The organism is Loktanella sp. R86503 (assembly GCF_042466455.1).
Classification (GTDB): domain Bacteria; phylum Pseudomonadota; class Alphaproteobacteria; order Rhodobacterales; family Rhodobacteraceae; genus Loktanella.
This window is the reverse complement of the sequence record NZ_JAXHCI010000002.1, coordinates 2,155,433-2,173,176: the sequence shown is the minus strand read 5'-3', so window position 1 is coordinate 2,173,176 and position 17,744 is coordinate 2,155,433. Positions and strand designations below refer to the sequence as shown.

Sequence of the window (17,744 nt, the reverse complement as noted above, 5' to 3'; positions counted from 1 at the left end):
AAAGTTTGAAAAAGTGCGTACCCCCACCATGCCACTTAGTGACATTAAGATTCGGAACCTGAAATCTGGCGACAAAGCTTACAAGGTCAGCGATTTTGAAGGGCTCTTCATTCTCATCAAGGTGAGCGGCGCAAAGTCGTGGCGGTTCAAGTATCGGATAGATGGGAAAGAGAAGCTTCTCGTAATAGGGGACTATCCCGCCGTTACACTTGCAAAGGCCCGATTGGCGCGTGATGCCGCCAAAGCGCTATTAGCCAATTGTGTTGACCCGAATGAGGCCAAGCAAGAAGATCGGCGTATTAGGCTGGAAGCCAACGGACAGACCTTCGAAAAGATCAGCGACGCCTTTCTTGCCAAGCAGCGCAAGGAGGGAAAGTCGGCAGCAACACTATCAAAGACCGAGTATCACCTTAAGCTGGCGAACCAGGATTTTGGACGTAGGCCGATCACCGAGATAACCGCGCCGATGATCCTTAAGACACTTCGCAAGGTCGAAGCCAAAGGTAACTATGAAACGGCGCATCGTCTGCGCGCGCGTATCGGTTCGGTGTTTAGATATGCTGTCGCCAGCGGCATCGCGGAGGCAGATCCAACATATGCGCTGCGTGATGCCCTGATCCGCCCAACACGCGTTCATCGCGCTGCAATCATTGACCCCACTGCGCTGGGCCAGCTGTTGGCGCAAATCGACGATTTCAAGGGGCAGGCGACTACGCGGATTGGTTTGAAGTTGCTGGCGATCCTCGCGCAGAGGCCGGGAGAGATCCGAAATGCAGTCTGGTCGGAATTTGACCTTCAGGAGCGCGTTTGGTCGATCCCAGCTGCAAAAATGAAAATGCGCCGCGATCACAACGTGCCGTTGCCGGACCAGGCAATTGCTCTGCTGGACGAGTTGAAGTTGATGAACAACAAGAGCGAATATCTTTTCCCATCACTGCGCACATGGACGCGCCCTATGTCAGAAAATACTCTAAACGCTGCTCTGCGGCGGCTGGGCTATTCCGGGGAAGAGATGACCGCGCACGGCTTTCGCGCATCTTTCTCGACGTTGGCAAACGAGAGTGGCCTTTGGAACCCGGATGCGATCGAGCGCGCGCTGGCTCATGTTGAGAAAAATGAGGTTCGAAGGGCTTATGCGCGGGGTGAGCATTGGGAGGAGCGCGTCAAGCTGGCGGATTGGTGGGCTGACCAGTTGTCTGGCTTTGTTAGGGCAATAGATGTATGACTGAAACTAGCGATGAAAAAGACGAACTGATCGCTGAGATTGTTCGTAGAACGCTTGATCGTCTATCCGATTGGAAGCCGGCTAAACTTATGCCTGGGGTGGGACCGCATCACCCCCAAGTGCATTCTGAGTTCGCCCAAAAACTGGCAGAATATCGCGACAGGGTAGGTTCAATCTTGGCCCTTAAATCTGTTGAGGAGTTAAGGACTGAATACCTGAAAGACATCGGGAGTGCATTCAATCCGCTCACAAAGAAACATGGTATTCACTTCGATTTATTTAGACAATTAGAGCGCCTTAAAGCGTCTCGTCCACCTTGGTTCGGTATGGGGTGGAGTGTGCAGGGCTTTCTTCTTGATCCCAAGTACTGGATGGCTGCTGATACTATATCGCTAGAAGAGGCCGCACTTCTGATGGTCGGGGTTGAGCCAAGGGACGTCAGATTTGATGCTCTTTTCGATGGGTATAGCCAAGATACACGTATCGACGATATTTTGTATTTTCTTGAGGATTACTTCGAGCTTCTAGTCCGCCGCTTCGGTGACCCTGATCTTGGACCGGTCCAAATACATCTCGGCGACCTATGTTTGTGGGTCGAGCAGTCGGGTATCGAAGTGTCCAATGAGTTGGGGGACATTATCAAAAGTCGGAAAAGACTTGTGCCCGAAGTGGATCGCAAGAGTGTACCCGATCAGGACAAGCCGCTTCACGCGAGAACACGGGAGATGTTTCAGCGTGCTTTGTTCGCAGCTGCTTATGATAGCTATGGTTTGACGCATAAAAAGGATGCAGCGAAGGTCGCCAAAAAGATAGTTGCGGCAGGAGACTTTGTTGGCTTTCGATTGGATGAGCAAAATCTAGCGAAGCACCTCCGCGCCGCCTTCTCTCATTTAGACGATGATGGAGAGGCCGAACTAAGCAGGAAAAAAGACGAAAAATAGATTTTATTAATAATTACAGAACGTTAAAATTTTATTTTTCATCCACCAACACCAAGCCGCACTTCCTTGAACGTGGTTCCATCACAAACGATGGAATGAAACCATGAAACACGAAAATAGCTTCCCGCTCACAGGATTTGTCCGCCTTTCTCAAATTCTTTCGCCTATTGGCCCTATCCCAGTATCGAAATCTACGTGGTGGCAGGGCGTAAAGGATGGCCGCTTTCCTCGCCCTCAAAAGCTTGGCCCGCGCACGACTGTGTGGAAAGCCGAAGATGTCCGCGCATTGTTCGAGGACAGTGACAATGACTAAGCGCGCCAATCCGATGGCAGTCAAAGCTTCGCTAACCTACGAGGTTAGCGAAGCTGCGCTTGCGCTGGGCAAATCGAAGGCGACAATTCGCAACTGGATCAGGGACGGCCTGCCTGTGATGGCTGCACAAAAGCCGTATCTGATTTTGGGCCAAGCTTTGCGCGACTACATCCGCGCGAGGTCCCAAGCGGCTAAGTCGCCACTCGCGCAGGATGAACTTTATTGTCTGTCCTGCAAGTCCGCTCAGCGCCCCCACGACCTGATTGTGGAAGTCGTCCCAAACAATGCGCAAACAATTCGCCTAAAGGGCGTCTGTTCGGACTGTGGCGGGGCCGCCGGTCGCTATGTCTCGAAGAAAAAGCTCCAACAGTTCGCCGCTATCTTCACTTTCAAAAAAAGCGGCAGCAGCGACACCTATTAGACACCGTCAACCCCCGCTTAAATTAACACTTACGAAGGATCGCTGACCCATGCGCAAAATCAACGAAGAAAATGAACGCATCAAACGCCGCTACCTGCAATACCTGAAGGTTGCCAAACGCAAAGACGTAAGTACCGTCCATAAGGCATCAGACGACATCTTGCGGTTTGAGGCGAGCACTAACTATGCCAGCTTTAAACGCTTCCATATCGAGCAAGCCATCAAGTTTCATGATCGCCTAAATCGCGAGATCAGCAAGCAGACTGGTAAGCCTTTATCAAAGTCAACGATCCGTTCGATACTGGCTGCTAACAAGGGCTTCATTTTCTGGCTGGCGGACCAGATTGGGTACAAGAGCCGTGTCCGGCACTCTGACGCGGACTATTTCAACATGGACGCCAAAGGCGCGCGGATCGCAAGCGCCGCCCGCGAAACGCCTTACCCGTCTATGCAAATGGCGCGGCACGCATTTTCGTACATGCCGGAAGTGACTGAGATTGACCGTCGCAACAAGGCATTGTTTGCGTTCTTGATGCTGACCGGGGCACGGGATGGGGCCGTCGCTTCTCTGCGCATCAAGCATATCAATCTGATCGACGGCTATGTCTATCAAGACGCCCGCGACGTGCGAACCAAGAACTCAAAGACTATCACGACGTATTTTTTACCGGTGGACGCGGAGTATCTTGCGTTTTTCAAGTCGTGGATGCGGCACCTAAGCGATGTTGTCCTTTTTGGCCCGGATGATCCTCTGTTCCCGCCCGCCAAGATCAAACCCGTTGATGGTGAGTTTAGGGTGGTTGGACTGCAGCGCGATGTTTACAAAAACGCCAACGCGATCCGCGCCGTGATCAAAGACGCCTTCACCCGTGCCGATCTGCCTCCATTCACGCCGCACGCTTTCCGGAAGACATTGGTGAAATGGGCGGACACGACCTATCCGACCCGCGAGGGATTTAAGGCGTTTTCGCAGAATATTGGGCATACCAGTGTGATAACGACCATCAGCGCCTACTGTCCCGTTTCATTAGATCGGCAGGGTGAATTGATTAAGGGAGTACAAGAGTCGGCGGATCACTAAACCGTTTTATTGCTAGTCGCTGGCTAGGAAGGGAAAACAACGCGACAGGATCAGTTGCCTCGTTTCTATAACGGCAGCCGCCGCTGAAGAGACGTTACGCGGTATAGAATTCTGTTCTCGCTGAACCGTATCAATATAGCCGTGTCGCGGCAAAGGGCCTTGCGCTGTTCTTCGGCGCGCCGCGTTTGCGCGAGGTGAAAATCCTCCCCGAGAACTAAGGGGATGCCGGCGTAAAATTTTCTGAGCAAGATACCTGAGGAAATTCTGATGAAGATGACGAGATTTAGCGAATCCCAGATCCCTGCAATCCTGCGCCAGGCTGAAGCCGGCCTGCCGGTTGCCGAGCTGTGCCGGGAGCATGGCATGAGCAAGGCGTCTTTTTATAAGTGACCGCGAAGTATGGCGGCATGGATGCGCCCATGATCAGCCAGACGAAGAGCCTGGAGGACGAGATGCGGCGGCTGAAGCGCATGTTTGCAAATCTCAGCATGCCGGCTGATCTGCTGAACTGCGAAGGTGAACGCCATCGGTCCGAGAGAACCTGAGCATGCCCTTGGAAAAAATTGGCAGGGCCATCTCATCGTCGCGAGATGGCCGTCAAGGCAGTGTAACACCGGGGGGCAGCATCGCGTTCGACCATTGTCCTCGGACCAATGGCGGAAATGGTCTCACCCTGCCGGGCTTTTGGAGTCAGCGAGACGTGCTATCGCTACAAACCATTGCTCGGCGTTGAGAATGAGCTGATCGCTGACCCGCTGGTCGGCTTGACCGCCGCCCACAAGACATGGAGCTTTGGTTTTTGCTTTTTACACCTTCGCAACGTGAAGGGGCATCCCTGGAACCACAAAAGAATTTATCGGATCTACTGTGCCTTGGAGCTGAACCTGCGGATCAAACCACGCAAGCGGCGGACCGCGGGACGTGCCGGACGCTCTGGCCGTGCCCGAGAGGCCGAATGTGACCTGGTCGATGGACTTCATGGTCCATCGACTGGCAGACTGCCGCGCTTTCCGACTGCTGACGTGTTAGACGACTTTAACAGGGAAGGCTTGGGTATCGAGGTGGGCTTCTCACTGCCCGCGAAACGGGTCATCCGCAGCCTCAATAACATCATCGAATGGCGCGGCAGACCCAGGATCATCCGCGTGGACGACGATGAAGGGGACTGTGGCCTCTGTGGGATAGCGTAAGCCCCGGAATAAACATATCAGTCACGCGCTGTTGGATTGGGCTGAAGAGCACGGCATCGCCTTGGCCCACATCCAGCCGGGTCAGCCGCAACTGAAGGCCTACATCGAGCGCTATGGGCCGCACTGTCCGGCACGAATGGCGCGACCAATACATCATTATAAGTATCGAAGAGGCCCAGCACTTTGCCACACAGTGGCTATGGACTTACAACAACGACCGTCCGAATGTGGGCTTCGGCGGTATTACCTCTGCAATGAAAGCTGAAAAGGGCTGCATAAATTCTACGAACTCGTCCCGTTAAAAATGGGAGGATTACCAAGCTAAATGTAACACAACGGAACAAATGCAGCTCGTAAACACGCTGTGTGCGTTAAGGAGTTTAAGTTGACGAACCTTACTCAGGACCGCCGCCTCGTATTCTACGACGCAGAAAACATACCATATCGGCCGGTACGACATGGTAGCAGTGGAAGATCCGTTTTTAAAATCAAACCCAAGGGATCGAGTAATCGCGCCGACGATGCGATTCATGTGGAAGACTGGCTAGAAGTTGCTCGCGCAATGCTAATTAAAGGCCTTGCCGCACGCTGCGAGCCACTTCCTCGTGGGCAAGTTAATTATCTTAAGTTTGGCGCTCAGAAGCTTGTCCGGTACGAACTTGATCCGGAGCTAGCACAGGCTTTAGGCATCCCAAATCATGGTGTAGTTGGCGACGTTAGTACATTGATTTCTCGACAAGCCATTGAAACTGCAATGGACGCCTACGACAAATTCAGAGAAGACAGTTCGCACAGTGATATTTTTGGCAATTTTGGTGTACCTCGCGATTATTGGGTGCGTTCGACACGAGAACGGGAAAATCGGGTTTACCCGACTAAGCCGATAAACTTCTACGTCAACGGAAATAGGGCTAGTTCGGGCGGATGGGCAGGACCAAATTATTCTGCCGCGGCTCTACACAACGCCGGTTTCATCATTGTTGGGGAAAACGACGTGCCCGTCGATGTGCCAATAGAAGATTTTATATTAGATGGTTCCGATCGAATTAGATTGTGCGCTATGAACTATTTTATCGAACCAGCTCGAGAAAGAAGAGAAAGCCAAGTTTCAATTCGCGCAGGAGATCTCGCGGCGGCGATGGGTTTGAAGAATGCTTTTCCGAATATTTGCCAGACTCTCGGTGGTAAAAAGTTTCAAAAACTGGCGCAAGTGACGTCGCCAACAAGCACAGAACCAAACCCAAGCAGCTCTACCACTTTTACCTATAAGCTCATTTTTCAAGCGGAGGCGGACGCCGTGACCGATACAACAAAAGCACCTGTGCCTTCTGCAGTGAACTTGATCCTCTATGGGCCGCCAGGCACAGGTAAAACCTATCGAACGGCATGGGAAGCAGTTCGCCTTTGCTTGGGTGAGCAGATCGCATCCGGGTTGAAAGGTAATGGTCAACGATCTGCATTGATGAGTGTGTATCGGAAGCTCGTAAGCGAAGGGCGCATCGAATTTGTGACTTTTCACCAATCGATGTCGTACGAGGAATTTGTCGAAGGTCTGCGGCCAACTACCGATACAGCCGAAAGCGGATCAACCGACACGGGGTTTCGCTTGGAACCCGCTGCCGGGATATTTCGTCGCATTTCGGAGCGGGCAGAAGCGGCCTGCGATACTTCTTTAAGAAGCCCTGCAGCGAATGGAATTGGTGATAAAAACTTGTCTCGACTATTTACGGTAGGTACTATGCCGCCCGTACGCGATGGCACTTTCCGGCAGGTTGCACAGGATATCGCCACTCGACTTGCTGAAGAGAATCCCGCCGGGTTTTCATTGCTACAATATCGTCACGCACTCATTCAAGAAGGTAAGGAGACGGGAGTCGAACCGACAGGCGGATGGGAAAATCATAATATGCCCCAATGGGCGAGCCATCCTGATCAATCTTGGCTTATTCCATCAGATCCGAAAGATGACAGCTTGGACGATGATGGCGGCGACAATCGAATGCTTGCGATGGATCCTGAGAGCTATGTACTCATCATCGATGAAATTAACCGGGCGAATATTTCGAAGGTATTCGGCGAACTGATTACCCTTCTCGAGCCTGACAAGCGGCTCGGTATGGACAACGAGATTAGCTTGACACTCCCATACTCGAAAAAACCTTTCGGCGTGCCACGAAACCTGCACGTCGTCGGTACGATGAACACAGCCGACCGTTCCATCGCTCTCTTGGATACAGCGCTACGCCGCCGGTTTGCTTTCCGCGAATTAATGCCTGATCCGACTGTTCTCTCGAAGGACGTTGAAGGCGTTGATCTGCGAAGACTTCTGTCCACGGTCAACGAGCGCATCGAGTATCTCTTTGATCGGGAACATCAGATTGGTCATGCGTATTTCACTGGCTGCCAGACGCGAGCGGATATCGATAGCGCCATGCGCGACAAGGTGATCCCATTGCTGGCGGAGTATTTTTACGAGGACTGGTCCAAGGTTGCGGTTGTTCTGGGCGACTCTGGACAAGGCCCGTCTCGTTTCCTTGATGCGAAACAAATTGCTGCCCCTGCGGGAATGACCGAAGACGACTTCTCCGGGGATAAGCTGAGGTGGACTGTTAAAGACAGGTTTGACTTCTCGGAGTTTGTTGGCTGATGCCCGCGTACACTCTGCGCGAATGGGAAACGCTGCCACATGGTGAAGGGGACGGCTGTATTCCCGAGCACTTTGCCGGACGTCTTGCGGCGCTGGCGAAGGCATCGGCTTTTGCAGGCAAGGGTGGTGGCAGTGTTCTTGAGGAGCGCCGTCATGAACTGCGGGCACGAGGGGTTGTCGGCGTCCTGGCGGCAAATGGCTGCAGTCTTGAAATCCTTCCCAAGATCGACGTCGATCAACAGGGCGGCGAGGTGCTCCAGAATGCGGCCATTCGCAAACGCCTTGTTCACATGCTTGCGGTCGCGCTCGATCTCAAGATCGAAACGGGGCAGGTTACCGAGCTCGACTGGCAGCGTGAAACCCTTCTGGAAATTCTTATTCGGATCTTCTGCAACAAGCTAACCGATGCCGTTCGACGGGGCATGCCGCGCCGGTATATCGCCCAGAAGGATGACCTCGCGGCCTTACGTGGGGCGCTTGATCTGCCTCGTCAGTTTACGCGCCATGCGGCAAACCCATCGCGGCTTGCGTGCAAATTTGATGATTTGTCGGATGACATCGCGCTGAACCGCATCATGAAAGCGACCGTTGCGCATCTGTTCAAAATGTCGCGAAACGCCAGCAACCAACAGCGCTTGCGAGAACTGGCTTTCGTCTATGCCGATATTACCGAAGTTTCCGTTCCCGCGCTGAAGTGGGAAGAAGTCGTCATCGACCGGACCAACCGCGCGTGGCACGATCTTTTCGGGATGGCCCAGTTGTTTCTCCGCAATCGCTATCAAACGACGAGCGCCGGTTCGGGCCGTGGGACGGCACTCCTGTTCGAAATGAATGCTCTTTTCGAAGAGTATGTTGGTCGGTTGATCACACGTGCATTGGCAGGCACAGAGTACCGGGTCGCTCTTCAAGGCGGCAGGCTGCATTGCCTAACATCGATCGACGATGAGAGCCCGGTGTTCCGGACCAAGCCTGATATCTTGATCCGGTTTGCGGGACAGGTTGTTCTTGTGATCGATACCAAGTGGAAGCGGATCTCCTCGCGCATTGATAATTGCAAGCAAGGGGTTTCCCAAGGCGACGTCTACCAGATGATGGCCTACGCTCATCTGTACAAAGCCCCTCGACTGACGCTGCTTTATCCGCATCACGGGGAGCTTGCAGATGAAGAGGGCGTTCAAGCTAAATTTCGGATTTCGGGCCAGGAGACGATCATTGAGACCGCAAGCGTGGATGTCGCCAAAGGCGACAACATGATCGCCCGCTTAAGAAATATCATTACGTTGGCAACAGAAGGTGCGTTGGTTTAGGCCACTGACCTGCCCCCCGAGGCTCCCTCATTTATAGCGAGAGTTTGCGGGTTTGGCACTTTGGTTATCATTTTTTAGACTGAAATTTTTTTCGCGAACGAACCGCTATTTTTCAACAGGATCACTTCAAAACCGATCTTCGCTGCGGTCTGCGCCATAAATTGAACGTTCGTCTCCACAATTGTAGTTTTAGCTAGGTTCGACACGCACGCTGATCCGATAGGGGGCGGTCTCTGTAAAAATGACGATATCGCCCTCTCGTGCCCGCGAAGACTCGAAAAAGCGCCGAACCCAACCTCTAGCCCGGAAGATTGCTTTTGAGCCGTCGACGTCGGTTATCACCGGCTCGGGTCCACCCCAGTCGATGATAAGGCTGCGGGGCGCGGAGCTAGACTTGTTTTTGCCGCCAATGACATCCTGAGGTAGAGTGCCGAGGATCGGTGCCAGCTTCATGTGATAGTTTCGTATATTGCCGCCGCTTAAAACGCTCTGGCCGAGCTCTCTGCGGGGACCTTCCGGCAGGGGTGGGGACGGTACCTTTCCCAGCGGTCCTCTTACGCTAGTTTCTGTTGAAGTATCAACGACGGCCGACAGGGACACAATATGGTCGACCGTTCGGGCGAGCGACATTGTCGAGGATCGGGGGGCGTGGACACCGTAGTCGTGATAGGGTGCCAGCTGTTGACTGACCTCGGATGACAAAGTTACCCATGTCACTGCCCCGCTTAGGTGCTCGTAGGGGACGGGCTGCATGAGGGGGCGAACGTCGACCAATTTCCAAGGCACCACCCACTTTGCAACCTCGCCGCGACGTATCATGCTTTCGGGAATGCAATGGTGCTCATGGCTTTCGATCATCTCGGCCTGGTTCAACGCCTTCCCGCAGTCCACAAGCCGCGCAAGCCCCACTACAGTGCCGCTACCCTTACGGATAAGTGCGAACCAGCCGCGCACCGCGGTGGCTTGGGAGCGCATCTCCCAGTCCTTCCGGCCGTCGAGAATATGCCCAATCCAAGGATCGGCGATGATCAGGCCGCGGGTCACGGTCATCTGTTTATCTTTCGTTGTGTTGGATCAGGTCAGTTCGTAGGAGCCGTCGGGCCCCGGTTGGGCAGCTGCGAGCGCGTCGCGGCGGAACTGTTCGGCCATGCTCTCTGCAATGACTGTGTATTGTCCCCGCACTGGTTGAGCCACCGCTTTCGTGAGCCCCGAGACATCCGCAGTGTTGTCGCCCATCGGCCAAAGCGCCTGTTCTGCAAGCTTACGCTTGCGCTGCATTAGGCTTTGAAGGAGACAGTCGAAGCTCTGGGCCCCCAGTTCCGGATGCAGCGCCATCGGGATATGCACGAAAACGGGCCGCGTCTGTCCGATGCGGTGAACGCGGTCATTGCATTGCTCTTCGACCGCCGGGTTCCACCAGCGAGACAGGTGAATGACATGGGTCGCCGCCGTAAGTGTCAGGCCGGTGCCAGCGGACTTCGGGCCGAGGATCAGCATGTCGAAGCCGCCATCGGACTTCAGGTGGCGCTGAAACCGATTGACTATTTCCTGACGTCGCGGGATTGGCGTATTGCCATTAATGACGCCGATCCGCTCTAGACCGAAGATATGGCGCACGATTTCGGCGAAACGGAACTGCATGTCGCGGTGTTCAATGAAGACCAATACCCGCTCATTTGTTGCCTTGATCCGGTGTAGGATGTCCATTACCGCGTCGAGGCGCGCACTTTTGGCGATGAATGCGTCGGGCGGCGTTGCCCCGGTATCCCCGGGATGGACCGAGACCGAGCGGATGTGGTGCAGCATCTTCAGCGCAGCCCCGGGGCCGCCGTTGGCAAGCTTCATCTGCGCCAGATCATAGGCGTCCGCCTGCGCCTTTGGCATCAGACGTGGGTGCAAAAAGCGGCGCTTCCGCGGCAGATCCTGAGCGACCTCGTCCTTGAGGCGACGCAAGCCGAGCGGGGGCACAGTACCGCGCGGCTTGAAGACGCGAGCGTGCAGTTCGGTCATATTTTCGGCATCGGGGTTGCCATATCGATCTCGAAATTCGGAGCCAGAGCCAAGACAGCCGGGCGCGATCCGGTCCATGATCGTCCAAAGATCAATTGCCGCGTTTTCGATCGGAGTGCCGGTCAGGCCGATACGGAAGTCGGCGTTCATCGCCTCGACAGCCTTCGACGCGAGGGTAGCGCGGTTTTTAATGTTCTGGATCTCGTCCATCACCATGGCCGAGAACCGCACTTTGCCCAGCGAGTGCTGATAATTTGCCAATGTCGTATAAGTCGTCAGAACCCAGTATCGATGGGCCCGCCCATCCTCAAAGGCTTCGTCGAGCCATTCGAGATCAAGCTGCGGGAGGCCGGACTGCGTTTCTGTCCCATGTGTATTGCGGCGTTTCTGAGAACCGAGTGAGCCACCATAAAGCCGGATCAATGACCCGAAGCCACGCCCCTCGACATGCGTTTCCACTTCCTGCTCCCAGTTCCGGAGCAGCGATGTCGGGGCCACGATCAGGATCGGCCCTCGACTTTCTGCTGCGGACTGTTTCATGTGCGCCTTAAGCCACGTAAGGAACGCGATCGTCTGGAGCGTCTTGCCGAGCCCCTGTTCGTCAGCGTTCAGAATACCGGGCAGTCCAGCCGTCCAGGCTTGCATGGCCCAATTGAAGCTGTCGTGCTGGTGCTGGTGGAGCGGCGTCCGGATATCATCGGGCAAGCGACGCGGGATTGATGTGGTCCGGGGGCGCAGTTGCGCCTCCCATGACAACTCTTCGTAGTTGTCGAGGGCGTCGAGGATGATTGGTCCGTTTGCCGGGGCCGCCTGCTCTGATTCTGCTTGCGGGGCGGACAGCTTTTCGCGTCGTTCGATTTCGCCGCTGATGGCGGCAAGGCGTGCAGGCGTGATCTGCACGGTTTCGCCTGCGATCTCTGCGGGGGCATCCTGTCCAGTATCGAGGACGGCGGCCATGTGATCGCGCAATGCGCGGAGATCTGGTTCAGGCATGGACTGGATCGCCTCGACCAGATGCTGGGCGAAGGCTTCGGGCAACCAGGTCGTGCCGCTCCCTTCGATCGCATCCTTGGGGCGTTCATAGACGATCACACCGGTGACGCGCTCGGAATATTCGCGGCTTTCGATCAGCGCCGGCCCGGCGATGGCTTCGACCATTTCTTCCTGCTCGGCCGCATCCAAGCCATCAAGTACGCCCGACCCTTCCAGATGGCGATTTACCGCTTCGGTAATGAAGGCGCGCGGATTTGCCACGAAGGCGCGGCGTTCCTCGCGCGGGGATTTCTGAACCCTCGCCAGTTCTGCCAGGATGGGCGCGGCCCCGCGATCGATTACAAGGTAGGAGTTGTTGCCCAGCTGATAGGCTGGCCGTGCGCCCCGCGCATGCAACCGATGCTGGAAGACGGCGAGTGGCTCACCCGTCAGTTCTGCATCAGCCTCCGAGATTTCGTCAGTGACGCCATTATTGTCGAGGCGCTCGCTGGAATATGGCACGACCTCAAATTGGTTCAGCGATGCATCGGGCGAAATCGAAAACCGGTCGGCAATCCGGACCTCCAACCCGCGCAGGAAAGCGGTCATGGACAGGCCCGCCATCTCTCGGTTCGCCGGCATTTCTTGGTCGATCTCATCTTCGGGCTCGATGGCGCGGCGAAATTCGGCGAGGGCACGCCAATGATCCTCGACGGGTTGCGTGGGATCGAAAGTGTCTGCCAGATCAAGCGCACGCTTCATCCAGAGTGGCAGGCGACGGGGGCCTTCGGCCGTCATAAGAAGAGCACCGACACGTTTTGGAGCTTCGCGGCGTCCATGCCTGGCCCATTCGTAGTGGAGCCTGAAATCAGGGCGTCCAAGGACGCCGGTGACGTCAGTCTTGAGCATCAGATCGACGGCGCGAGGAAGTCCGAGCACCTCCGCTGCGGGCCCCGAAAGACTAGCCGCTGCGTCATGGGAAAGGCGCAAGTGGTCCTCGGTCACGTTGACCTCGCCTGGATGGGTGTCGCCCCAGGCGCGCAGATCGCCGATGGCAAACAGCAGATCCCGGTCATCTGGCGCGAGGGTCGTGAACGTGCGCGCTGAAGGCTTTGACATCAGACGCGAGAAAAGGCCTTGCTTGGCTTCGGGAAAGCGGATTTCGATGACGTCGTCTGTGACGTTGTGGATGGGGGCTGTGTCAAACATGTTGAAGGACCCACTGCGACCAACTTGGAATGGAACTGTGCGATTTCGCGTTGCGTGATACGCGCATAATGTCGTCACAGTAATAGTCGCGTGCGTAGAGCTTCGGAGCCTTCTTATCGTCTAAACGGAAGATATGTGTGCGGTAGCTATGGCACCCGTCGACGACGATCTTGTTGCCGATGCGCATGATAAGCAAAGACGTGCTGCTACCTCTGTCAAGTTGGCGGCCGAAGCGACAATTCATATCTGTCTTGCCGCTCCGCACGAGGTGTTGCTGTGCATACAGACGGGCGTCCGATCCAAAGGCTACCCATGCTTCATCAATCATTTTGTCATCATAAAGCTTCAGCCAGAAGTCCCGCCGGGGGGCCCACATGTGACTGTTTTGTGTGGCTGTGACCATATTGCAGAAAAACTTCATGTCCTGATGTGTAAGCCAGCGTAGCAAGACGGCTTTCAGCGTCGGGTCAAACCCTGACCAGATGCCGCCGCTGTGCAGCCTTGGGTCGTTCCAGCCCGCGATTATCGCTTCGCAAAGCTCGTTGCGCAGTGCGTCAGGTGGCGTGCAATCACGCCAGACTGCTAGAAGGGCCTCCACCGCCTGGCCTGCGCCGGACTGCAGAACAGAGCCGTGCTCTGGCGTCAGCCAGTTGAACAGTTTGCGGCGTGCCGTAGGTTCGGCCAGGTCGGGCGCAAGGCGCGACAGGAAGATGCGCTGGGCAGCCCGCGCCAAGCCGGATGTGTGTGGGCGGCTCAGCCCGATACGTTTCAGTTCTTCATAGCTGTTTTCGGCCTCGGTCATTCGATGCGCCAGTTCCCCTGGCGCGTCACCTGGCCGGAATAGTCCGGTTACGGCCTCATGGAGTTTCCGGTGACGGCTGCCCAGATCGTCGGCGCGTTGCGCAAGCGCTTTCGCAAGAGCGTGCGTATGCAATGCGCCTTCGGAAAAGCTGTCGACATAGACGCCAACCATTCCGTCCAAAAATGCGCCGGGTTCGCGGGTCTCGATCTCTGACAGATAGAAATCCCTGACAGGGGCGAGATCCGATCGCATGCGTCGATCCTCGTCAAAGACTGCAACGGCGGCGGAGATGATGCGTTGAGTGGTTATACCATCCCAATTCCAGTCTGACGTACGGCGTAGCATCTCCAGCGCCAATCTTTCGCGGTCCCTGTCATCCGGCGTGCGGACGACATCAGGCCAGCGAGTTAGTATCCCTTCCACGGCGCGCCGGACCTGGTCCATTGGCGGCATAGTACGCGTCCGAAGCGGGTTGAGCCGACTGAGCAAAGTTCGCGTCGAGTCGGCCCTTGTACTCGGCAGGGTCACGGACGTCCCTCCACCGCTTGCAGGGCTTCGCGAATGACAGCGATACCGTCCGTGTCCTGCGGTGTCACCATGATAAAACGCAGGTCAATGCGCCTGTTAGTGGACCGGCCCTCTGGCGTGTCATTCGTGGTGACCGGTCGGTCCGGCCCATAGGCAGCGACGGACAATACCGGTTGCCCTTTGAGATTCTGGTGCTGCATGACGCCTGCCGCCGCGTCCGTCATGGCAAAAAAGGTGCTGTTGGCGCGTGATGTCGAGAGGGTTCGGTTAACCAGCTCCGTCCCGACATTGTCGGTATGGCCTTCAATCTGCACAGCCTCGATCATCACGAAGCCGGGGTTGCAGTCGACATCGAAGGTGGATGCCATGCCCAGGGTGAAGCAGGGCAGCACTTCATTCAGCCGCTGTGCCAGTCGCGAGACAATGTCGACCTTGTCCCTTGTCAGGCTGGAGCGTCCAGAGGCGAACAAGCCTTCTCCTTGAAAACGCAGGGCGTCACTTTCCTCGCTCAGCTCCACCTGCAAGTCGGGAAAGTCGGCGCGAATGGCGTCGCGCAGCCTGGTCAGTACCTGACGGCGCGCTTGCGCTACCTGTGCGAGATAGGCTTCCAGAGGATCAACCTGGCGCAATTCCGCAAGTTGCCTTTCAAGCTCCGCAATGCGGACATCCTTGGAGGCGAGATGCTCTCGGAGGTCGGCAACCACATCCTGCAATTCCGCTCGTTCCAGGTGAAGCTGCACAAGAAGCGCCTCAAGTTCCGCTATGCGTTCAGCCCGCGTCTCAGCGACCGCTTCCCATTCGTTTCGTTGGTCCACAACCGCGTCGTAATCGCGTTTCGAAACTGCATCAGGATCGCCCATCTGGCTTGCGAAGAACGCTAGGAGGATCATCATGATGAAGAGAAAACCGACCGTCATGTCGGTCATGGACACGAAGGCGCTCTCTTCCTCTTCCTCGTGCCTGACCTGTTTGGCTTGGGCTCTCATGTACGCTCTCGCCGTTGCGACGGCAGGAACATTTCGGCCTGCTCGACGACGCTTTTAAGGGTATCAAGCCCAGGGGCGAGGGTGTCACGCATCTGACCAACGTGATCTTGAGCGGTCCCGAGCGCCGCCTCGAGCTGTGCCGAGTATTGCGCGAGCGCACGGCCGAGCATCTCGTCGATATGATCAAGCTTTTCGGCTTCTTCAGACAATTGCGCCATCGCGGCGCGGGTGGCCTCGAGGGACCTGCGAATGCCCTCGCGCTCGTTGCCAAGCGCTGTTTGTGCGGTGTCCAGGACGTGCGCCGCATTTTCAGCGATAGAGGCAGAGTTCTGCATTAGCGTCTCGGACACGGTCTCGACCAGTTCTCCAACACGGCGCAGGGTCGCCTCGATCCGTTCCTGAGAGGCACGGATCGGTTCGGCAGCGGATGTCAAGCTCTGGCTTGCGGATCTAAAACCTTCTGAAGCACCGTGGATCGCATCTGCCCCCGCGTTCAGACCTTGCGCCGCCGACTGCGCACCATTTGCCCCGCGCTGGACGGCCTCTGCCATGGTTTCGAGCTGGGTGCCGACAGCTTCGAGCTGCGACAGCAGCTCACCGCCGATGACACTTCCCATCGCAGTGCTAAGCTCTGCGATCTCGGTGCTGGTCTGCTTGAAGCTGTCGAGCATTGACCTGCCGGCCCCCTGGATGGCCTCGCCTACCTCTGCGCTGCTTTGCGCCATGCGATCCTGCGCGGCCCTGGCGCTGTCCTCGCTGGCACTGGCAAGCGTATCGCGGAAGCTCTCGGCTGCCTTGCGCATCTCCAGCGCGGCGTTGCGCATGGCCTCGGCTCCTTCGCCAGTATTGGTGCGAATGCCCTGTAGCGTGTCATTCATGACTGACAGCAGCCGGTCCGCACCTTCTGTCATGGTATCCGAGGCTGTACGACCACTGGTCGCGACTTCGTCCCTCATGTCGGACATCGCCCGGGCCATCTGGCCTAGAGCATCGCGCAGTCCGTCTCCTGCTTGGGTGTTGGTCTGCCCCATGCGGTCGACCATCTGGCTTATGCGGTCGGTTGCCTCTTCCAACGACTCACTAGCGCGGGTCAGGGCATTTCCGACTGAATGCGAAAGCTGGGTGGACAGGTCGCCAACGAGACCTTCCATGTTGGTTGTTCCCATAGCAGCCACACGATCAAAGATTGGATCCATGCGTTCGGCTATCGCACCGGTGATCTTCTCAGGCAGGGCTTCGAGCGGTTTCTGAAGCTCTGCCACCATGGAAAATCCAATTTCGCGCAGGTGCTCGCGTTGCTCGGTTGCTGCGCGTAACTGGCGGAAACCAATATCTTCAAGGCTGATAAAAACAAGCCGCCGTTCGATTCCAATGCACAAGTGTGTGATGGCGCGGTCAATTTTGTTCTGCCTCGCACGCAGCAAGATTGTAAAGACAATGGAGCACAGCAATCCGACAAGTGACATGACAAATTTGGCTGAAGCGATCTGCATGAAGTCCCGCATCGCTTGGTCCATACCCGCTCCACCGGCACCCCCCATGGACTGCGCGAACTGGTGCAAGGCTGCGACGAGACCTAGGAACGTCAGGAAAAGGCCAATAGAGACAAAAGTGTTCGGCAGGATACGGAACATTCCGGAACCAAAACCAAGATCCTCGACATTTAGAAATGACGCTGGGCGAATGGAATTACGAAGTCTTGCCGGACCAGTGTCGATATCGTCCAGTACGATGGTTTCGCTGAATTCGTCCCAAGCCTCCCATACCCTCTCCCTATGACCTTTGCGCCGGTAGTCCTGATTTAGATCATGCTGAAATTCGGCATATCCATCAGCAAAACTCTCGATATCTTCGAGAGACCTGACGCGCCGATCAAATTCCAGAAGCGCGACTAGCTGACGCGATGTCCTGAAAATATAGGCTGCCGCAAATATCGCTGTTGCAATCAAAAGGAGAGCGGCGATCAGGCCTGGCCGACTGTCCGACAACGTCAGATACTCAGCAAGCGTTATGATCGCTTCTTTCAGGAAAAGGCCGAAATCATCAATCATGTCGAACCACAATGCTGTCTCCGTTTATAGCGTTATCGCGCATTAAAATTGTTGAAATAGA

12 protein-coding genes and 1 pseudogene are annotated in these 17,744 nt (G+C 55.8%); 8 read left to right on the top strand and 5 right to left on the bottom strand.

All coding sequences use genetic code 11. The features are described 5' to 3' along the window. Positions 1-13 precede the first annotated feature (13 nt). From SJY10_RS11625 to SJY10_RS11590, 8 genes and pseudogenes are all read left to right on the top strand, one after another. Positions 14-1,225, top strand: coding sequence for a tyrosine-type recombinase/integrase (locus SJY10_RS11625; protein ID WP_386682743.1), 1,212 nt, complete (start codon positions 14-16; stop codon positions 1,223-1,225). Continuing rightward, the gene (locus SJY10_RS11620; protein WP_386682741.1) at positions 1,222-2,166 is read left to right on the top strand and encodes a hypothetical protein; all 945 of its coding nucleotides are present in this window, start codon (positions 1,222-1,224) and stop codon (positions 2,164-2,166) included. Before SJY10_RS11625 ends, SJY10_RS11620 begins: the two co-directional genes overlap by 4 nt. A gap of 103 nt (positions 2,167-2,269) precedes the next feature. Further along, a complete protein-coding gene (locus SJY10_RS11615; RefSeq protein WP_386682739.1) occupies positions 2,270-2,479 on the top strand; it encodes a helix-turn-helix transcriptional regulator in 210 nt (69 codons plus the stop codon). Next, positions 2,472-2,900 carry a helix-turn-helix domain-containing protein gene (locus tag SJY10_RS11610; protein WP_386682736.1) on the top strand — a complete coding sequence of 143 codons (429 nt, stop codon included), beginning with the start codon at positions 2,472-2,474 and terminating at the stop codon, positions 2,898-2,900. The genes SJY10_RS11615 and SJY10_RS11610 overlap by 8 nt, the downstream gene beginning before the upstream one ends. Positions 2,901-2,949: 49 nt before the next feature. After that, on the top strand, positions 2,950-3,981 hold the full coding sequence (gene xerC, locus SJY10_RS11605; protein ID WP_386682733.1) for a tyrosine recombinase XerC: 1,032 nt from the start codon (positions 2,950-2,952) through the stop codon (positions 3,979-3,981). A gap of 267 nt (positions 3,982-4,248) precedes the next feature. Next, positions 4,249-5,473: pseudogene (locus SJY10_RS11600) on the top strand (IS3 family transposase). Between the two features lie 83 nt (positions 5,474-5,556). After that, on the top strand, positions 5,557-7,818 hold the full coding sequence (locus SJY10_RS11595; protein ID WP_386682730.1) for an McrB family protein: 2,262 nt from the start codon (positions 5,557-5,559) through the stop codon (positions 7,816-7,818). Further along, positions 7,818-9,125 (top strand): McrC family protein, encoded by a 1,308-nt coding sequence (locus tag SJY10_RS11590; RefSeq protein ID WP_386682728.1) that lies wholly within the window; start codon positions 7,818-7,820, stop codon positions 9,123-9,125. The genes SJY10_RS11595 and SJY10_RS11590 overlap by 1 nt, the downstream gene beginning before the upstream one ends. A 189-nt stretch (positions 9,126-9,314) precedes the next feature. On the opposite strand, the gene SJY10_RS11585 is transcribed toward SJY10_RS11590, so the two are convergent. The 5 genes from SJY10_RS11585 to SJY10_RS11565 form a co-directional block, all read right to left on the bottom strand. Then, positions 9,315-10,175 (bottom strand): hypothetical protein, encoded by an 861-nt coding sequence (locus tag SJY10_RS11585; RefSeq protein WP_386682726.1) that lies wholly within the window; start codon positions 10,173-10,175, stop codon positions 9,315-9,317. A gap of 24 nt (positions 10,176-10,199) precedes the next feature. Beyond that, on the bottom strand, positions 10,200-13,316 hold the full coding sequence (locus tag SJY10_RS11580) for a DEAD/DEAH box helicase (protein ID WP_386682724.1): 3,117 nt from the start codon (positions 13,314-13,316) through the stop codon (positions 10,200-10,202). Continuing rightward, complete coding sequence (locus tag SJY10_RS11575) at positions 13,309-14,562, bottom strand: EH signature domain-containing protein (protein WP_386684644.1); 1,254 nt, start codon at positions 14,560-14,562, stop codon at positions 13,309-13,311. The genes SJY10_RS11580 and SJY10_RS11575 overlap by 8 nt, the downstream gene beginning before the upstream one ends. A gap of 80 nt (positions 14,563-14,642) precedes the next feature. Continuing rightward, positions 14,643-15,632, bottom strand: a complete 990-nt coding sequence (locus SJY10_RS11570) for an OmpA family protein (protein ID WP_386682722.1) — start codon at positions 15,630-15,632, stop codon at positions 14,643-14,645. Beyond that, the gene (locus SJY10_RS11565) at positions 15,629-17,695 is read right to left on the bottom strand and encodes a hypothetical protein (protein WP_386682720.1); all 2,067 of its coding nucleotides are present in this window, start codon (positions 17,693-17,695) and stop codon (positions 15,629-15,631) included. The genes SJY10_RS11570 and SJY10_RS11565 overlap by 4 nt, the downstream gene beginning before the upstream one ends. Positions 17,696-17,744 lie beyond the last annotated feature (49 nt).